16 protein-coding genes are annotated in these 17,360 nt (G+C 72.8%); 9 read left to right on the top strand and 7 right to left on the bottom strand.

Annotated features, from left to right (window positions below):
- The first annotated feature begins 33 nt into the window (after nt 1–33).
- Nucleotides 34–1,485 carry a cytosine permease gene (locus RCO28_RS10585; RefSeq protein WP_308940779.1) on the top strand — a complete coding sequence of 484 codons (1,452 nt, stop codon included), beginning with the start codon at nt 34–36 and terminating at the stop codon, nt 1,483–1,485.
- Between the two features lie 179 nt (nt 1,486–1,664).
- Nucleotides 1,665–3,770 carry a SpoIIE family protein phosphatase gene (locus RCO28_RS10590; protein WP_308940780.1) on the top strand — a complete coding sequence of 702 codons (2,106 nt, stop codon included), beginning with the start codon at nt 1,665–1,667 and terminating at the stop codon, nt 3,768–3,770.
- 31 nt (nt 3,771–3,801) lie between these two features.
- On the opposite strand, the gene RCO28_RS10595 is transcribed toward RCO28_RS10590, so the two are convergent.
- Nucleotides 3,802–5,946 (bottom strand): AAA family ATPase, encoded by a 2,145-nt coding sequence (locus RCO28_RS10595; RefSeq protein WP_374991142.1) that lies wholly within the window; start codon nt 5,944–5,946, stop codon nt 3,802–3,804.
- Nucleotides 5,947–6,266: 320 nt separating this feature from the next.
- Between RCO28_RS10595 and RCO28_RS10600 the strand changes: the two genes are divergently transcribed.
- From RCO28_RS10600 to RCO28_RS10610, 3 genes are all read left to right on the top strand, one after another.
- Nucleotides 6,267–7,445: an acyltransferase gene (locus RCO28_RS10600; RefSeq protein ID WP_308940782.1), complete on the top strand. Its 1,179-nt coding sequence runs from the start codon at nt 6,267–6,269 to the stop codon at nt 7,443–7,445.
- Between the two features lie 10 nt (nt 7,446–7,455).
- Nucleotides 7,456–7,821, top strand: a complete 366-nt coding sequence (locus RCO28_RS10605; protein ID WP_308940783.1) for a DUF1801 domain-containing protein — start codon at nt 7,456–7,458, stop codon at nt 7,819–7,821.
- A 151-nt stretch (nt 7,822–7,972) separates the two neighbouring features.
- On the top strand, nt 7,973–8,746 hold the full coding sequence (locus RCO28_RS10610; RefSeq protein ID WP_308940784.1) for a hypothetical protein: 774 nt from the start codon (nt 7,973–7,975) through the stop codon (nt 8,744–8,746).
- Nucleotides 8,747–8,879: 133 nt separating this feature from the next.
- On the opposite strand, the gene RCO28_RS10615 is transcribed toward RCO28_RS10610, so the two are convergent.
- From RCO28_RS10615 to RCO28_RS10630, 4 genes are all read right to left on the bottom strand, one after another.
- The gene (locus tag RCO28_RS10615) at nt 8,880–9,191 is read right to left on the bottom strand and encodes a DUF6401 family natural product biosynthesis protein (RefSeq protein WP_308940785.1); all 312 of its coding nucleotides are present in this window, start codon (nt 9,189–9,191) and stop codon (nt 8,880–8,882) included.
- A 102-nt stretch (nt 9,192–9,293) separates the two neighbouring features.
- Complete coding sequence (locus RCO28_RS10620) at nt 9,294–9,698, bottom strand: RidA family protein (protein WP_308940786.1); 405 nt, start codon at nt 9,696–9,698, stop codon at nt 9,294–9,296.
- Between the two features lie 72 nt (nt 9,699–9,770).
- Nucleotides 9,771–10,244: a hypothetical protein gene (locus tag RCO28_RS10625; RefSeq protein ID WP_308940787.1), complete on the bottom strand. Its 474-nt coding sequence runs from the start codon at nt 10,242–10,244 to the stop codon at nt 9,771–9,773.
- Between the two features lies 1 nt (nt 10,245).
- Nucleotides 10,246–10,749 (bottom strand): nitroreductase family deazaflavin-dependent oxidoreductase, encoded by a 504-nt coding sequence (locus RCO28_RS10630; protein ID WP_308940788.1) that lies wholly within the window; start codon nt 10,747–10,749, stop codon nt 10,246–10,248.
- A gap of 268 nt (nt 10,750–11,017) precedes the next feature.
- Here RCO28_RS10630 and RCO28_RS10635 point away from each other — a divergent pair, with 268 nt between their 5' ends.
- The 3 genes from RCO28_RS10635 (at nt 11,018) to RCO28_RS10645 (ending at nt 13,082) form a co-directional block, all read left to right on the top strand.
- On the top strand, nt 11,018–12,022 hold the full coding sequence (locus tag RCO28_RS10635) for a PP2C family protein-serine/threonine phosphatase (RefSeq protein WP_308940798.1): 1,005 nt from the start codon (nt 11,018–11,020) through the stop codon (nt 12,020–12,022).
- Between the two features lie 71 nt (nt 12,023–12,093).
- The gene (locus tag RCO28_RS10640; RefSeq protein WP_308940789.1) at nt 12,094–12,609 is read left to right on the top strand and encodes a MarR family transcriptional regulator; all 516 of its coding nucleotides are present in this window, start codon (nt 12,094–12,096) and stop codon (nt 12,607–12,609) included.
- A 41-nt stretch (nt 12,610–12,650) separates the two neighbouring features.
- Nucleotides 12,651–13,082: a VOC family protein gene (locus tag RCO28_RS10645; RefSeq protein ID WP_308940790.1), complete on the top strand. Its 432-nt coding sequence runs from the start codon at nt 12,651–12,653 to the stop codon at nt 13,080–13,082.
- Nucleotides 13,083–13,103: 21 nt separating this feature from the next.
- On the opposite strand, the gene xylB is transcribed toward RCO28_RS10645, so the two are convergent.
- The gene (gene xylB / locus RCO28_RS10650; RefSeq protein ID WP_308940791.1) at nt 13,104–14,606 is read right to left on the bottom strand and encodes a xylulokinase; all 1,503 of its coding nucleotides are present in this window, start codon (nt 14,604–14,606) and stop codon (nt 13,104–13,106) included.
- 82 nt (nt 14,607–14,688) lie between these two features.
- Here xylB and xylA point away from each other — a divergent pair, with 82 nt between their 5' ends.
- Nucleotides 14,689–15,858: a xylose isomerase gene (gene xylA / locus RCO28_RS10655; protein ID WP_308940792.1), complete on the top strand. Its 1,170-nt coding sequence runs from the start codon at nt 14,689–14,691 to the stop codon at nt 15,856–15,858.
- Between the two features lie 101 nt (nt 15,859–15,959).
- On the opposite strand, the gene RCO28_RS10660 is transcribed toward xylA, so the two are convergent.
- Nucleotides 15,960–17,228 (bottom strand): ROK family protein, encoded by a 1,269-nt coding sequence (locus tag RCO28_RS10660; protein ID WP_308940793.1) that lies wholly within the window; start codon nt 17,226–17,228, stop codon nt 15,960–15,962.
- Nucleotides 17,229–17,360: the final 132 nt, after the last annotated feature.

The following is a 17,360-nucleotide window of genomic DNA, read 5'->3' on the forward strand; positions in this document are numbered from 1 at the left end:
AGCAGGTGGATAGTACGAGCACCCGGAGGGGCCATGGCGTCCACACTTCCCGAACCGCGTCCCGCCGCGCGAGAGTCGGCCGACCCGGCCGGATCGGAGCGCGCCACCCATGTCGAGGCGCACGGCATCGACCACATTCCCGAGGGCGAACGCCACGGCCGGCCGCGCCAGTTGTTCGCCGTGTGGGCCGCGGCAGGCGTGACGTATCTGAGCCTCGTGGTCGGCGGCGCCCTCGTCCTCATGGGCCTCAACCTCTGGCAGGCCCTCGCCGTGATCGTCGTGGGCAACCTCGGCTGGCTGCTCACCGGGTTCCTCGCCATCTCCGGGCCCGCCTCCGGCACCCCGAGCGAGGTCATCACCCGCGCCCTCTACGGCGTCCGCGGCAACCGCGTGAACAACGCCGTCACCGGCTGGATGATCTCCGTCTGCTACTTCGCCCTCAACCTGGCCGCCGCCGCGACCGCGGGCTTCGCCCTCGTCGAACGGGCCGGGATCAGAGCCACGACCGGCGTGCAGATCGCCGTCGTGATCGTCATCGCCGTCCTCACCCTCACCATCAGCGTCTACGGCCACGCCCTGATCCTGAGGCTCTACCTGCCGATCACCCTCGCCCTGACCGCGGTGTTCGTCGCCGTCGGCATCGCCGTCGTCCAGCACACCGACTTCGCGTACGCCCCCGCCGCACCGCTCACCGGCACCCGGCTGTGGGCCGTGCTGCTCGCGGGCGTCACGCTCATCGCCTCCGGGCCGCTCTCCTACACCACCAGCGCCGACTTCTCCCGCTACCTGCCGCGCACCAGCTCCGCCAGGGCCGTCCTCGGCTGGACCGCGCTCGGCGCCTTCCTGCCCGGGGTGCTCGTCTCCGCGCTCGGCGCCATGGCCGCCACCACGCTCGACATGAGCGACCCGCAGACCGCCCTCGAATCGATCCTGCCGAGCTGGTTCTCGCCCCTCTTCCTCGTCGCGCTCGTCCTCGGCACCATCGCCATCAACGCCCTCACCGCGTACAGCGCCGGTCTCGCCCTCCAGGCCGTCGGCGTCCGCATCCGCCGCTCGTACAGCGTCCTCGTCGACGGCACGGTCGCCGTGGCCCTCACGCTGTACGCGCTCCTCGTCTCCAACTTCCTCGACACCGTCAGCAACATCCTCCAGCTGACCGTCGTCCTGCTCGGCCCGAGCATGTCGATCTACGCCGCCGACATCCTGCTGCGCCGCAACCGGTACGACGGCTCCGCCCTCACCGACGAGTCCCGCCGGAGCCCCTTCTGGTACCGCGGCGGCGTCAACTGGGCCGGTGCCTGCGCCCTGACCGGCGGCGTCACCGCCTCCGCCCTGAGCGTCAACACCCTGTACACCGGCCCGATCGCCCAGGCCCTCGACGGCATCGACGTCGCCCTGCCCGTGGGCCTCGTCGTCTCGCCGGTCCTGTACGCCCTCCTCATGCGCACCCCGCTCGGCGGGCCGCACCGCATCGGGAGCACCTGACCCCGAGCACCCCGCCGCGCCCCTTACCTGCCGGTCTCCGTACGCGAATGGCGACCGCCCCACCCGATGGGGATGATGGAGAGATCTTCGGCCGCGCCGGAGGGCAGACAGGAGACGCGACCTCGGGGCAGACTCGGGAGGCCGACAGGCGGCGGTCGACAGGAGAAGGGAGCGGACCGATGCGTGCTGCGGACGCTCTGCCTCCCGGACCCGACCCGGAGGACTCCGACCCACTCCTGGAACCTGGGGGCCTCCTCGATGTGCTCGGCGTCGCCGCCGTCGTCCTCGACTCCGACGGCCGTATCGCCCTGTGGAGCCCCCAGGCCGAGACCCTCTTCGGGTACACCGCCGCCGAGGCCCTGGGCCGTCCCGCCGCCCGGATCCTCGTCGACGAGGAACACCTCGACCTGGTCCTCTCCCTCTTCACCGAGGTCATGTCCAGCGGCCAACCCTGGGCGGGGGTCTTCCCCGTACGACACAAGGAGAACGGCACCCGCCTCGCCGAGTTCCGCAACATGCGCCTGGAGGACAAGCGGGGCAACGTCTACGCCCTCGGGCTCGCCTCCGAGCGCGCCACCCTGCAGCGCATGGAGCGGGACCTGGCACTCTCCCTGCGCCTGTTCAGCCAGTCCCCGATCGGCCTCGCCGTGATGAACACCGATCTGCGGTACGTCATGGTCAACCCGGCCCTGGAACGCATCAACGGCATCCCCGCCGCCGAGCACCTCGGGCACACCGTCTCCGAGGCGCTGCCGTTCCTCAACGGCGAGGCCGTCGAGTCCGCGATGCACGAGGTGCTCGCCACCGGCACCCCGGCCCTCGACACCTTCACCGTCGGCCGCACCCCCGCCGACCCGGAGTCCGAGCACGCCTGGTCGGTGTCCCTGCACCGCCTGGAGGACCCCGGCCAGAAGCGGGTGATCGGCCTTGCCGTGTCCGTCGTCGACATCACCGAACAGCACCGCGCCGCCACCGCCGCCGCCCGCGCCCAGCGCCGCCTCGCGATGATCGCCGACGCCACCGAACGCATCGGCACCACCCTCGACCTCGACCGCACCGCCCGGGAACTCGCCGACTGCCTGGTGCCCGAGTTCGCCGACATCGCCGCCGTCGACCTCCTCGACAGCGTCCTGAAGTTCGGCAGCCCCGCCCGTCCGCCCGCCACCGGAGGCGCCCTCGTCCGCGCGGTCGCCGTCGCCAGCGCGGCCCACCCCACCTTCGCCGAGCGCGCCTCCGAACCCACCGGGCGGACCTCCCGGTACGAGTCGAACCGCCTTGTCTCCCAGTGCGTACGCTCCGGGCGCCCCACCCTCATCGCCAACGTCAGGCAGCAGGACCTCGCCCGGATGGGCCGCGACCGTGACGTGTCGGCGCTGCTCGAAGAGGCCGGGGTGCACTCGTACATGGCGATCCCGCTGCGGGCGCGCGGCACCGTGCTCGGCGCCCTCACCCTCGCCAGGACCCGCAACCCGCTGTCCTTCGACCACGACGACCTGCTGCTCGCCGGGGAACTCGCCGCCCGCGCCGCCGTCGCCATCGACAACGCCCGCGGCTACCAGCAGCAGAGCCACGCCGCGCTCTCCCTGCAACGCCACCTGCTGCCGCACCGGCCGGTCAAACCCCCGGGCCTCGACATCGCGTACCGCTACCAGCCCGCCACCACCGCGGGCGAGGTCGGCGGCGACTGGTTCGACGTCATCCGCCTCGCCGGGGAGAGCTCCGCCCTCGTCGTCGGCGACGTCATGGGCAGCGGTATCAACGCCGCCGCCTCCATGGGCCAACTCCGCACCGCCACCCGCACGTTGGCCGGACTCGGCCTCGCACCCGCGGACGTCCTCACCCACCTGGACCGGATCGCGGGCGAGCTCGACGAGACCCTCGCCACCTGCGTGTACGCCGAGTACGACCCGCACACCGGCCGGTGCCGCATCGCCACCGCCGGCCACCTCCCGCCCGTACTGTGCCGCCCGGACGAACGCCCGCAGCTGCTCTCCCTGCCCACCGGCGCGCCCCTCGGCGTGGGCGGAGTGCCCTTCGAGGCGGCCGAGTTCACCCTCACCGACGGCGACGAGCTGCTGCTCTACACCGACGGCCTGGTGGAGATCCGCGAAGAGGACATCGGTACCCGCCTCGCCACCCTCATCGACCTGCTCGACCAGCCACGCCGCTCCCTCGAGGAGACCTGCGACCTCCTCCTCACCCAGCTCCGCCGCCACGGCGACCCGGACGACGTGGCCGTCCTCATCGCCCGCACGCACCCCCTGCCCCCGGCCGACGGCAGCTGACCGCCAGGGCCTGTCCGGCCGACCGGCCGGGTCAGTGCGGGCGCGTACCCCCGCGCGCGAGTCGGCCGTCGCCGCCGAGCTCCGCGTACCGGGTCGGTGAGCCGGGACGCTTCCGCGGTACGAGCCGACGGTCCGGCAGCGGCGGGGCAGAGGCCGGAACGCGCTGGATCTCGGCGAGCAGCCGCTCGACCACGACCGTCCCGAGCGGGTTGCCGAGCGCCTCGGCGTCCGCCAGCGCACGCCGCGCCCGCCGCCAGGCACGGGAGGGCCGCTCCGCCAGATGGTCCACGAAGGCCAGCGCGTACCCCGTCACGCAGCGCGCCCACCGGTCGTGGCGGGTGCGCCGCAGTGCCACCGCGCGGCGCACGGAACGGCGGGCCGCGGCGATCGAGGTGTGCGCCTGGTTGCAGGCGAGGACCGCCCAACTGTGCGCCACCGAAGGCCCGTAGAACACCTCCTCCGGAATGAGCTGCACCGCCTGCTGCAGACAGGCGACCGCCAGCTCCCGGTCGCCCGCGAACGCCGCGAGCACCCCGGACGCGTCCGCGACATGCCCAAGCGTCGTGTCGTCGCCGACGAGCACCGCCACCTCACCGGCCTCGCGCAGCGCCTCGGCCGCGTCGTCCTCCCCGCACCGCACCGCGATCCACCCGGCCAGCCACAGCGCCCGCGCCCGCAGCAGCGACACCTCCGGAAAGAGGGGCAGCAGCCGTTGCAGATACGAGCGCCCCTGCCCGGTGCGCCCGCACACGCCCCACCAGAACCAGAGCGCCACCACGGCGTGCAGCGCGGTCTCGGCCTGCGCCGCCGTCCGCGGCGACCGGACGAGCGCGGCCCGCAGATTCGCCTCCTCGGCGCGTACGAGCGCGATCGCCTGCTGCTGCAGCCCCACCTGCCACAGCCGCTGCGCGGACTCGGCGGCGTCCCGGCACCACAGCAGATGCCGCTCGACCGCCTCGGGCGCCTCGCCCGCGTCCCGCAGCCGCTCGAAGCCGAACTCGCGCGCCGCGGTCGCCATCCGGTACCGGCCGGGCCGTACGCCACCGGGGTCGCGCACCGGCTCCAGGACCGAGGCGAGGGTGAGCCGGGCCAGGCAGGCCGGGATGTCCCGCGCGCGCAACTGCCCGCCGGCGGCCACGCGCACCGCGGTGTCCTCGTCGAAGTCGCCGCCGAGCACGCTCAGCCGCGCCCAGGTGATGCGGTCGGCCCGCTCGCACAGGGTGTAGCTCGCGCCGAGCGCGGTGTGCAGCGAGCGGTGCCGCCAGGTCCCGGCGGGGTCCCCGGCGAGCCGGCACTGCGCGGACTCGACCAGGGTGGCCACCTCCGCCAGCGGCCGTCGGCCCACCTGCTCGGCCGCGAGGCGCAGCGCCAGCGGCACGCCCTGCACGCGTGCGCAGATGTCGAGCACGGTCCGGCCCGCGGCGCCCGTACCGATCCGCTGCGACGCCCGCGGCGGCAGCCGGGACAGGAACATCCGGGCCGCGGGACTAGGTCTGCCGTCGCCGGACGGTACGAGGGAGAGCGGGCCGAGCCGCAGCACCTCCTCCTCGCCCAGGCCGAGCGGCTGCCGGCCCGACGTGAGGACGCGCAGCTCGGGCAGCGTCTGCAGCAGCCGCTGGACGAGGGTGAGGCAGCCGCCGCGCACCGGGTCGATGTCGTCGAGGAAGAGCAGCCGCGGCCCGCCGTCCAGGGCTCGGGCGACCTCGTCGAATCCGGCGGCGACGGGCAGGCCGAGTGCCGTGGCCACTCCGGTGAGCGCGTCCGGGCCGCCGGCCGGGCCCTCGGTCCACCAGCGCGCCCGGGTCACCTCCACCTCCCGCCGCTCCGCCGCCGCACGGGCGAGGCGGCTCTTGCCGACCCCGGCCGCGCCGGTCACGGTCACCAGCCGGTGCCGGTCCAGGAGCCCGTCGAGGCGCGCCAACTCCGCCTCCCTGCCGACCAGTTCACCCGGCGCGCCCGCTGCAGGCCGCCGCTGCCTCTGACCTCGGCCGTGCCGAACGGACGAGCCGCGAAGGCGGTCAAACACTGTCCTGCTCCTGATCACTTCCGTGCACCGGCGCGAGACGAACTGCGTCTCCCGGGCCGAATCCGGCCGCAGGAACGCTCCTGCAGTGAGCCGACCACAGAGGGAACTGGTTCGGGCCGCAAGGGGTAGCGACCCCGGACTCCCCCTCACTCAGGGCGGCGACGAGGGGAACGCCCGTACGGGCAACGCCCTTCGCCCGTCCGGCCGTTGCGCGGGGGTACGGACACCCCTTGGGGCGACCGCGTCGCGGGCCTCCGTACGCCGAGAATGACCGCTCCGGAGCAATCGGCTTCCGGAAATTGAATGCGTGTGGGTGATTTCTTGCGCGTGTAAAGAGCATTGGCGTTCATATGGCTTTACTTCGGTGACGCTGTGACTTCGCGCCCGTTCTCCGTCGCGTGTGCCCGCGACTCGATGTGTGAGAGGTCGACCCATTCGTGCGGAGCAGTAACCGTCAGTACCTCGTGTCGGTGGATCACCTGCGGGCCTTCGCCGCCGTGCTCGTGCTCCTCTACCACGGCACGTACATGATGCTCACCGAGATCGACAGGGACCGCGAGGGCTGGCTCTACGCGGACAATCCCTTCGGCGCGCTCGTCGCGGAAGGGCACACCGGTGTCGCCCTTTTCATGGTGCTCTCCGGATTCATCTTCACGATCGGCACCCTGGGCAAGGACATCCACTACGGCCGCTTTCTCGGCAATCGCGTCCTGCGGATCTTCCCGCTCTATGTGGTCCTGATCATCATGGGAACCGGCGCGTACCGGGCCGACGCGGATCTGCTGTCCGTCCTGCAGTCGCTCATCGGACTCGGCAATCTGCCGGGCTCGCTGCACCTCGGCAATGTCTCGCACATGTGGTGGGCGATCGCCGTCGAGCTGCAGTTCTACCTGCTGTTTCCGCTGCTCAGCAGGATCCTCACGCGCCGCGGCCCGACCGCCCTCGCCCAGCTGATGGCCGCGATCGCGGTGATCCGCGCCCTCGTCTGGCTCTCCGGCGGCGGCAAGATCGCCGCGAACAACCTGCTCTACTACAGCCTCGCCGGCCGTATCGACCAGTTCCTGCTCGGAATGCTGGCCGCCTGGCTCTTCGTCCATCACCGCGAACGGTTCCAGGGACCGGTGAAAGTGCTGATCGCCTCGACACTCGCGATCGTCACGATCTGGTCGTTCAACCGCAGCCACGCCTATCAGGAGGGTCGCACCGTGCGGCTCATCTGGATCGATGTCGAGGGATTCGTCTGGGCGCTGCTCGTTCTCACGTACGTCGCCACGGTGACCTCGACCTGCCTGGCTTCCCGGGCGGTCGCGAAAGTCGGCGAGATGAGTTTCTCGCTCTATCTCCTGCACTTTCTCGTCATCACGGTATTCCTCGCCCGTAACCGCTGGATCGAGCCGACCGGAAATCCCGTGTGGGACGCGTTCTTCACGACGGTTCTCGGTGTGCTGCCGGTCAGCCTGGCCATCTCCGCCGTGACTTTCCACGGCATCGAACGGCCCTTCCTCCGCTGGCGCCGCCCCTATCTCGACCCGGACCAGCCGAAGATCGCCGCCCAGGCGGACGGCACCAGGCCGGTCCCCGACCCGGCCGCGGCCGAGCCCGCACTCCGGCCCCGGAAGGCCCAGGTCGTTCAGACCGCTGATCGGTAGGCTCAAGGGCATGGCGCAGAGCAGGGCGGCGGATGTGGACACGTACCTCACCGAGGTGCCCGAGGAGCGGCGCGAGGCGCTGACCCGGCTGCGGCAGCTGTGCCGCACCGAACTCCCGGGCTTCACCGAGGTGATGGCGTACGGCATGCCCGCCTACGAGCGGGACGGCCGCGGCGAGATCGCCTTCGCCGGCCAGAAGCAGTACATCTCGTTCTATCTGATGCGCGACGACGTCCGGCAGGCGTTCGCCGACCGGCTCGCCGCCCAGGACATGGGCAAGGGCTGCCTCCGCTTCCGCCGGGCCGCGCAGATCGACTTCGATCTCGTACGCGACCTGCTGCGTGCCGTCGCCGCCCGGCCCGGCCCGGTCTGCTGACGTCGCGGTGACCTCGTGCTGACCTGGTAGCGCGCCGCCGCCGACGGTCCCGGGAGCCGGGCTGTCATCCGTTTGGGTCACCATTTCACGGCGCTCGGCGTGGGAGCTTGCTCATCATGTGGAAGGGGACCACACCGGACGAAGGGCTCCCATGAACACTCTGGCCATCAATTTCACGCAAGGTCTCGACGATGCGTGGTCCAAGATCGCTACGTTCGTGCCGAAACTCCTCGGCTTCCTGGTCATCCTGGCCATCGGCTGGTTCGTTTCCAAGCTGATCGTCCGGGTGCTCGACCGGGTCCTGCGCAAGGTGGGCTCGGAGCGGCTCGCGGAGCGGTCGGGTGCGGCGCGCATGCTCGAAGGGTCGAAGTTCGACCTCACGGGCCTCGTCTGCAAGATCATCTACTACGCGCTGATCCTGATCACGGTCCAGCTGGCCCTCGGTGTCTTCGGTCCGAACCCGATCAGCACGATGATCAACGGCATCGTCGCCTGGCTGCCGCGCGCGATCGTCGCCGTCGTCCTGGTCGTGGTCGCCATGGCCATCGCCAACGCGGTCCGCTCGATCGTCACCAGCGCCCTGTCCAGCGCCTCGTACGGCGAGATGGTCGGCAAGATCGTCTGGGCGGCCATCGTGGTGATCGGCGTGATCGCGGCGCTGGGGCAGGCGGGTATCGCCACCGCGGTCACCCAGCCGATCCTGATCGCGGGCCTCGCGGCCGTGGCCGGCATCCTCATCGTCGGCGTCGGCGGAGGCATGATCCAGCCGATGCGGCAGCGCTGGGAGCGGTGGCTGGACAGCGCCGAACGCGAGACGAGCCGCGTCCGCCCCGGCGTCTCGGACTACCAGGCCGGCCGTGAGGACGCGATGACCAACCAGCCCGTACAGGAGCGGGAGCAGCACCCCAGGGGCCCCGAGATGTAAGGCTCCGCTCCGCTCGTACAGCAACGAGATCGACCCCGTCCGCCCGAGTCCCGGCACTGTTCCGGGCCTCGGGCGGACGGGGTCGAGGGCTGTCTAGGGGGCGGCGCCCCTAGCTAGGGGCGGGTCCGACCCGTCAGTCCCTGACTTCGGGGAGCAGGTCGTGGGCGTGGACGAGCCAGCTGATGGCGGTCAGCCGGCACACCGCGTAGTCGTGCCCGACGGGCTCACGCCAGTCGATCTCGGTCAGCGCGTCCAGGAACCCGAGCGCGTAGTCGCCGAGCCGCTCGGCGTCGGGGGTCGCGGGTTCGAGCTCCGGGCCGTCGGCGCCGAGGCGCGTACGTACGTCAGCGACATGCTGATCGACCATGGCGACGAACGCGGGCTCGAATGCGAACTCCGCGAACCGCGTCCGGTACGCACTGCTGATCTCGGCCAAGGAAAACACCTGTCAACGGTAGGCCGCGCCCGGTCCACGAAATACCCGAAACGGGCATGAGGTGCGTCACGTCGAACGAAGCGGCCGGACGCGCGCCCCCGCAGACCTGGCCTACCCCCGCACCGCCACCGCGTCCACCTCGAACAGCATGCCCGGCAGGGCGAGGGACGCGACGCCGCTCAGGGTCTGGGCGGGGAGGCGGTCGCCGAAGCGGGACTGCAGGGCCTTGCCGAGCACCTGCAGCTTGTCCAGGTCGTGGTCGACGATGAACGTGCCGAGCCGCACCACGTTCTCGTACCCGAGGCCGACCCCGCGCAGGGCCGAGAGGAGGTGGTCGAAGGCGAGCTCCACCTGCTCGTCGAAGGGGCCGGGGACGACGGCGCCGGTGGCGTCGGACGCGTACTGGCCGCCGATGAGGACGAGCTCGCCGGGTGCGGAGACCGCGTGGCTGTAGCCGAACGGGGTCGGGTCGTGGAGCGTGGGCGGGTTGGTGAGGGTGCGGTGATCCTTGGTCATGGTTGCTCCCAACCTCCGTACGCGCGTGCGTATTCCGCCGCGGGGAGGCACCCGTCGGGAGCCAACTCGGCTTCAGGGAAGCGGAGTTGACTGCTCCGTTGACGCCTCGGCTATTCCGGGTGGGGAGAAGGCCGCGGGGGACGGGGAGGCCTCGGCCGTCGGTCGTTCCGTGGGGGCGGGCTCCGACTCCTGGAGGACGACTCCGGGGCGGTCGGCCTGCGGAGCCGGGGCGTTGGGCAGGTGCGAGACCGTCGCCAGAACCGCGACGAACACGGCCACGGCGCCCAACGCGCGCGCCGTGCGGCCGAGTCGGCCGCGGCCGTCGAGGTCGCGCCACGCCGCCCGCTCGCGCTCCGGGCGCGGGTGCCACAGTTCGCCGATGGCGTCCCCGCCCGCGGCCGAGGGGGCGACCGCCGTTCCGGGCATGGTCGCGCGCTCCCGCGCGGAGGGCTCCCTGGGCGCGGTCCGGCGTATCGCGGCCTCGCTGTCGTGCAGGAACCTCTGCCACACGTCGTCCGGCAGGCCCGGCTGCTCGTCCCGCCGCACGTCAGCCGCGCCCGGGGGAGGAGTCGAGGCGTACGAACGGGATCCGGCGGCCCGCGTCGCGGTACGACTCCACGCTGCCGTCCACGTCGAAGCCCATGAAGGCGCACAGGCGGCGGGCGGTGCGCGGGTGCCGTGGCGCGTACCGGGCCATGACCTCGCCGCCCTCGTCCTCGCTGAGGAATTGCGCGGTGACCCGGTGGCGGCGGTTGCCGACCTGGATGGTGGTCGTCGGCGTCCTGCGGAGGTTCTGGTACCACGCGGACTTGGGGCCGAAGCCGGAGGCGAGGGTCCAGCTGCCGCGCTCGCGGTCGTGGGCGACGACCTCCAGGACCACGCGCCGGTCGAGTCCGGTGCTGCGGCCGACGTGATGGAGCAGCAGCAACCGCCCGCCGAACAGCGGGCCGAGGCCCACGCGGTACAGGGCGATGGGCAGTCTGGCGAGCAGTCGCCGCCAGCCGCGCGGGAGTTGGGGCCGCCCACGGCCCGCCCGCCGGTCGGATGCCATCGACGCCCCTTCCCCCGACAGGTCGTTCGCCGGACTCGATCGGGTAACGAGCACCCGGTGTCCGCAATGGTTCTACGCAATCTTTGCATAGTCTAAACGCGGAGGAGGCTGCCCGCCATGGGTGGCCGTACTGCTCGTGCGGAAACCGCACGTGCGCATCTGCGACGACCTGGCTGGGGGTGCCGTGACCGCTACGGAGTACCGGGAAGGCCATGCGGAGGGTCGCCGGGAGGCCCGTGCCGTGCTGACCTGGCTGCCGACCGGGGTGATGGCGGTCGTGACCGTCGCCGACGTGATCGGGGGGCCCGGCGTGGGCCTGCTGCCGCTCGTCTCGCTCGGCCCGGCCTTCTCCGGCCTGATCGGCACCTGGCGGCGCACCGCCGTGACCGGTGCGGTCGCGCTGCTGCTCTGCCTCGGACTCGGCGTCTACAACGGCCTGTTCGACACCCGGCGCGGCTACACGGCGCTCGCCTCGGTCGCCGGAGTCACCGGCGCGGGCATCGCCGCGGCCGTGATGCGCGGGCGCCGCGAGGCCGAACTCGCCAGCGTCCGCTCGGTCGCCGAGGTCGCCCAGCGCGTCCTGCTGCGCCCGGTGCCACGCAGCGCCGGACCGCTCCGCGTCGCCGTCTCGTACACGTCCGCCGCCGCCGAGGCCCGGATCGGGGGCGATCTGTACGAGGTCGTGGCCTCGCCGTACGGCGTGCGCGTGATCGTCGGCGACGTACAGGGAAAGGGACTCGGCGCCGTGGAGACCGCGGCGCTCGTCCTCGGCTCGTTCCGCGAGGGCGCGCACGAGGAACCCGACCTGGCGGCGCTCGCCGCGCGCCTGGAGCGCAGCGTGGCACGCGAGTTGAACGGCGAGAAGTTCGTGACGGCCGTCCTCGCCGAGATCCGCGCCGACGAGGAACGGCTCGTCCTGGTCGACTGCGGCCACCCGCCGCCCATGCTCGTACGCGGCGACGGAACCGTCGAGTTCCCCCCGCCGCCCGCGTACGCGCTGCCGCTCGGCCTGGGCGTGCACGGGGGCGAACCGCCGCTTCCGTACGAGGTCCGCTTCGCGCCCGGCGAGCAGCTGCTGCTCTACACGGACGGCGTGACGGAGGCACGGGACGCCGCCGGGACCTTCTACCCGCTGGAGGACCGGGCCGGCCTGCTCAAGGACCCCGACGCGCAGACGGCCCTGGAGGCGCTGCGGGAGGACGTGGTCCGGCATGCGAGCGGCCCGCCGCACGACGACGCGGCGATGCTGCTGCTGCGCTATCAGCGGGGGTGAGGCGCGGCCCCCCGCGCTGGACGGCTGGGTGCGTGGTGTCGGGGGCGTGGGGCCGCGCGGTACAAAGAGGTATGGCTGATCGAAACGGCGCGGGTGAGGGTGCGGTCGATGTGGACGAGGTCACGCGGGCCGTGCTGACGGCGTCCCGCGTCCTGGTCGCCGTCTCCGCGCGCTCGCTCGCCGCCGTCGAGGACCGGGTGACGCTGCCGCAGTTCCGGATGCTGATGGTGCTCTCCAGCCGCGGCGCCACCAAACTCGTCCACCTGGCCGAGCTGCTCGGCGTCGCGCCCTCGACCGCGATGCGCATGGTCGACCGGCTGATCGCCGCGGGCCTCGCCGACCGCCGCGTCAACCCCGACAACCGCCGCGAGACGCTCCTGCAGCTCACCGACGACGGCCGCCGCATCGTCACGGACGTCACCGCGCGCCGCCGCCAGGAGATCGCCGCCATCGTCGAACGCCTCACGCCCCAACGCCGTGCCGCCCTCGTCGCCGCGCTCACCGCGTTCAGCGAGGCGAGCGGCGAACCACCGGCCCCGGCAGTCGACGAGGCCTCGGGCCCGCACCCCTTGGGCTGGGCCCAGTGAACGCCCTCCCCGCCCCGACCAGCACACGGAAAGGCACCGCCATGACCGAACTCGGCGCATCCATCCCGCGGTTCCACCTGGCCATGCCCGTCGACGACCTGACCGCGGCCCGCCACTTCTACGGCGAGGTCCTCGGGCTCGACGAGGGCCGCAGCGCGGACACCTGGGTCGACTGGAACCTGCACGGCCACCAGTTCGTCACCCACCTCGCCCCCGCACGCCCCGAGGGCGTGCGCAACCCGGTCGACGGCCACGACGTCCCCGTACCGCACTTCGGGCTGATCCTGGCGATCCCCGACTTCCAGAAGCTCGCCCAGCGGCTGCGCGACGCGGGCACGGAGTTCGTGATCGAGCCGTACGTCCGCTTCGAGGGCCAGGTGGGCGAGCAGTGGACGATGTTCCTGCTCGACCCGGCGGGCAACGCGCTGGAGTTCAAGGCGTTCGCGGACGACGGGCAGGTTTTCGCGGTGTGAGGCGGCAGGGATCGGGGCCGGTCAGCGGAGGAGGGTTCCCGTGCCCTGTTCAAGGACCGATCCGATCCGCTCCCAGGTGGCCATGTCCCCTTCCAGCGGCGGTAGTTCGCGTCCCTCGCCGAGGTTCCAGCTCCGGGCCACGGCGACCGGGTCCGCGCCCGTGACCGCCGCGTGCGCGAGGGCGGCGGCGCCCAGGGCGGCGAGCTCGGTGGCCTCGGGGAGGATGACCGGGCGGCCGGAGAGGCGGCGTACCGTCTCGACCCAGGTGCGGCCTCTCGCGCCGCCGCCGACCAGGCGGAGGGGGAGCGCGGCCGGGCCCGGGGCGGTGGGGTCGAGGCCGCAGGCGCCGAGCAGGGCGTCGAGGGCGCGCAGGACCGTGAAGACGGCGCCCTCGTAGGCCGCGCCGAGGAGCTGCCCCGGGGTGCTGGCGTGCCGCAGCCCGGTGAGCAGGCCCGTGGCGTGCGGGAGGTCGGGCGTGCGCTCGCCGTCGAGGTACGGCAGGAGCACCAGGCCGGCGCCGGGTTCGGCCGACTCCCGGTCCAGGCCGAGGAGTTGGGCGACCTTGTCGACGGCGAGGGTGCAGTTCAGGGTGCAGCCCAGGGGCAGATGGTGGCCGTCGGCCGAGGCGAAGCCGGCCAGCTCGGGCACGGCCGGCCGGGTGCGGCTCGCCGCGAACACCGTGCCGGAGGTGCCCAGGCTGACCACCGGGTGGTCGAGCAGTCCCGCACCGCCGAGTCCGAGGCCGACCGCGGCGGCCATGTTGTCGCCGGTGCCCACCGCGACGGGCAGACCGGCGGGCAGCCCGAGGTGTGCGGCGGCCGCCCTGGTCAGATGCCCGGCGAGACGGCCGCCGCCCGGGGCGACGGGGGAGAGCAACTCCTCGTCCATGCCCGTGAGTTCGAGCAGAACCGGGTCGTACGCGGAGTCCGCCGTGGACCACCAGAGGGTGCCGGAGGCGTCGCCCGGGTCCGTGGCGGCGGTGCCGCACAGGCGCTCGGTGAGGAAGTCGTGCGGCAGTCGCACCCCGGCCGCCGCTTCGGCGAGGTGCGGCTCGTGCTCGCGCAGCCACTGCCACTTCGTCGCCGTCATCGACGCGACGGGCAGCGCGCCGGTCCGGTCCAGCCAGCCCTGGGTGCCGAGCTTCTCGGCGAGGGCCCGGGCCTGGGGCGCGGAGCGGGTGTCGTTCCACAGCAGGGCGTCGCGCAGCGGGCGGCCCGCGGCGTCGAGGACGACGAGGCCGTGCTGCTGCCCCGCCACCGCGATCCCCGTGACCTCCCGCGCCTCCGTGCCCGCGGCGCGCAGCCCCTCGGCGACCGCCGCGGCGAGCGCCCGCCACCACACCTCCGGGTCGGTCTGGCGGGCACCGTCCGCCCCGGTCACGGTGTGCGGGGCGCGGCCGACGGCGAGCAGCGTGCCGGTGCCGGCGTCGGTGACGGCGGCCTTGGTGGACTGGGTGGAGCTGTCCACGCCGATGACCACGGGTCCCCTGCGGACACGGATCGGTGGACCGGGAGGGTGCGTCATCTCGTACCTCAGGGTTGACGGGAGAGGCTGCTTGCGTATTAGTAAGCATAGAAAACAAATTGCTCGCGCAGAAGGGGCGACCATGACGGACCGCTTCACCCCGACCCCCGACGACAAGTTCACCTTCGGTCTGTGGACCGTGGGCTGGCAGGGCGTCGACCCGTTCGGCACCGCCACCCGGCCCGCCCTCGACCCGGTCGAGTCCGTCGAACGGCTCGCGGAGCTCGGCGCGTACGGCGTGACCTTCCACGACGACGACCTCGTGCCGTTCGGGTCCTCCGACGCCGAGCGCGAGGCCATCGTCAAGCGGTTCCGCGCCGCTCTGGAAGCGACCGGCATGAAGGTGCCGATGGCGACCACGAACCTGTTCACGCACCCCGTCTTCAAGGACGGCGGCTTCACCGCCAACGACCGCGACGTACGCCGGTACGCGCTGCGCAAGACGATCCGCAACATCGACCTCGCCGTCGAACTCGGCGCCACCACCTACGTCGCCTGGGGCGGCCGAGAGGGTGCCGAGTCGGGCGGCGCGAAGGACGTGCGGCTCGCCCTCGACCGGATGAAGGAGGCCTTCGACCTGCTCGGCGAGTACGTCACCGGCCAGGGCTACGACCTGCGCTTCGCCATCGAGCCCAAGCCGAACGAGCCGCGCGGCGACATCCTGCTCCCCACCATCGGCCACGCCCTCGCCTTCATCGAGCGCCTGGAGCGCCCCGAACTCGTCGGCGTGAACCCGGAAGTGGGCCACGAGCAGATGGCCGGCCTCAACTTCCCGCACGGCATCGCGCAGGCCCTGTGGGCGGGCAAGCTCTTCCACCTCGACCTCAACGGCCAGTCCGGCGTCAAGTACGACCAGGACCTCCGCTTCGGCGCGGGCGACCTGCGCCAGGCGTTCTGGCTCGTCGACCTGCTCGAGGACGCCGGGTACGCGGGGCCGCGCCACTTCGACTTCAAGCCGGTGCGCACCGACGGCTTCGACGGGGTGTGGGAGTCCGCGAAGAACTGCATGCGGAACTACCTGATCCTCAAGGAGCGCGCGGCCGCCTTCCGCGCCGACCCCGCCGTGCGGCAGGCGCTGCGCGACTCCCGCCTCCACGAACTCGCCGAACCCACCGCGGCGGACGGTCTGTCCGGCCTGCTCGCGGACCGGGGTGCGTACGAGTCCTTCGACGTGACCGCGGCCGCCGAGCGGTCCATGGCCTTCGAGCGCCTCGACCAGCTGGCGATGGAGCATCTGCTCGGGGTGGCGTGAGCCCGCCCTCGGGGTGGCGTGAGCCCCCGCCCCCGCGGGCTCAACTCCGCATTGGCGTACGGCGGTTCGGCAGTAGAGTCCGGGTGGGTCTGTACGAGGGTTCAGGACTCGGCGCGGTCCGCGTACGCCAGGGGGTCCGCGAGGACGTCCCGCACCACCAGGGCCGCTGAGCCGCGCGCCGCGTCACCGGCCGAGGACGAGGCGCGCAGCCGGCCGCTGTCCTCGGCCCACAGGCCCGACACCACGCGCCGCTCGAGGCGTTCGGCGATCGGCGGGGCCAGCCACGGCATCAGCGGGCGGAAGGTGCCGCCGAGCACGACCGCCTCCGGGTCGAAGAGGTTCACCGCGCCGGACAGCACCAGGCCGAGGGTGCGCCCCGCGCCGGTGATCGCGGCGACCGCGGCCCTGTCCCCGTCCCGCGCGCGGCGTTCGAGCTCCGTGACGCCCGGCAGGCCCGCGTCCTCGGCCAGACCGGCCGCGCGCAGCAGCGCCGCCTGCCCTGCGTACTGCTCCAGGCAGCCGTGCGAGCCGCAGCGGCACAGCGGGCCGTCCTCGTCCACCACCATGTGCCCGATCTCGCCCGCGAACCCGTGGGCGCCGCGCAGCAGTTCACCGTCGACGACGAGTGCGCCGCCGATGCCGATCTCGCCCGAGAGGTACAGAAAGCTGCGCGGCCCGCGCCCGCTGCCGTCGCTGCGGCCGCCGAACCACAGCTCGGCCAGGGCCGCCGCGTCCGCCTCGTTGCCGGAGCCGACCGGCAGCGGCCGCGGTGCGCCCCCGGGGGACCGCGGCCGCAGGCCGGACAGGGCCTGCGCGAAGATCCCCTCGGCGGCCACCCGGTTCCAGCCCAGGTTCGGGGCCTGCCGGACGGTTCCGCCGGACACGAGGCCGGGCAGCGCCAGATGCGCCCCGGCCGGACGCAACTCCCGCGCGGCCGCCGACTCCAGCGCCCGCGCGGTGATCCGGGCGGCCCGGTCGAGGACGTCGCCGGGCGGTGCGCCGCGGTTGTCGAGGTGCTCGGTCAGGCGCACGCGATCGGTACCGGAGAGGTCCACGACGCAGACCGTCACATAGTCGACGTTGATCTCCACGCCGACGCCCGCGAACCCCGTACGAGCCACCTTCAGGACCGTGCCGGGGCGGCCGGCCTGGCCGCTGAACGACTTCCCGGACTCGCTGAGGAAGCCGCTCGCGAGCAACTGCTCGACCAGCGAGGACACGGCCGCGCGCGTCAGCCCCGAACGCCCGGCGACGGCCGCCCGTGTCGTCTCGCCCTCGTCGTGCACGGCCCGCAGCACCAGGCTCAGGTTGTGCCGCCGCACGGCGGCCTTGTCGGCCTTGGGCTCCAGGGGCGCGAGGTGGTTGCTCATCGTGCGGCCGAGCCTAGATGATTGAGTCCGATGTCTGGGCTGGTCGCGACCATGGCGAAGGGCGCCCGTTGGCCTGAGTGTGACTTCCGACCTGGACGCCCTTCTGGCGGCACTGTACGTGTTCATCGACGA

Origin of the sequence: Streptomyces sp. LHD-70 (assembly GCF_031157275.1) — a bacterium.
GTDB lineage: Bacteria > Actinomycetota > Actinomycetes > Streptomycetales > Streptomycetaceae > Streptomyces.

Excerpts from the sequence above, each read along its gene's own strand:
- RCO28_RS10585 (WP_308940779.1), top strand. The coding sequence starts at position 34 with ATGGCGTCCACACTTCCCGAACCGCGTCCCGCCGCGCGAGAGTCGGCC.
- RCO28_RS10590 (WP_308940780.1), top strand. The coding sequence starts at position 1,665 with ATGCGTGCTGCGGACGCTCTGCCTCCCGGACCCGACCCGGAGGACTCC.
- RCO28_RS10605 (WP_308940783.1), top strand. The coding sequence starts at position 7,456 with ATGGCGCAGAGCAGGGCGGCGGATGTGGACACGTACCTCACCGAGGTG.
- RCO28_RS10610 (WP_308940784.1), top strand. The coding sequence starts at position 7,973 with ATGAACACTCTGGCCATCAATTTCACGCAAGGTCTCGACGATGCGTGG.
- RCO28_RS10620 (WP_308940786.1), bottom strand. The coding sequence starts at position 9,698 with ATGACCAAGGATCACCGCACCCTCACCAACCCGCCCACGCTCCACGAC.
- RCO28_RS10630 (WP_308940788.1), bottom strand. The coding sequence starts at position 10,749 with ATGGCATCCGACCGGCGGGCGGGCCGTGGGCGGCCCCAACTCCCGCGC.
- RCO28_RS10635 (WP_308940798.1), top strand. The coding sequence starts at position 11,018 with ATGGCGGTCGTGACCGTCGCCGACGTGATCGGGGGGCCCGGCGTGGGC.
- RCO28_RS10640 (WP_308940789.1), top strand. The coding sequence starts at position 12,094 with ATGGCTGATCGAAACGGCGCGGGTGAGGGTGCGGTCGATGTGGACGAG.
- RCO28_RS10645 (WP_308940790.1), top strand. The coding sequence starts at position 12,651 with ATGACCGAACTCGGCGCATCCATCCCGCGGTTCCACCTGGCCATGCCC.
- xylB (WP_308940791.1), bottom strand. The coding sequence starts at position 14,606 with ATGACGCACCCTCCCGGTCCACCGATCCGTGTCCGCAGGGGACCCGTG.
- xylA (WP_308940792.1), top strand. The coding sequence starts at position 14,689 with ATGACGGACCGCTTCACCCCGACCCCCGACGACAAGTTCACCTTCGGT.
- RCO28_RS10660 (WP_308940793.1), bottom strand. The coding sequence starts at position 17,228 with ATGAGCAACCACCTCGCGCCCCTGGAGCCCAAGGCCGACAAGGCCGCC.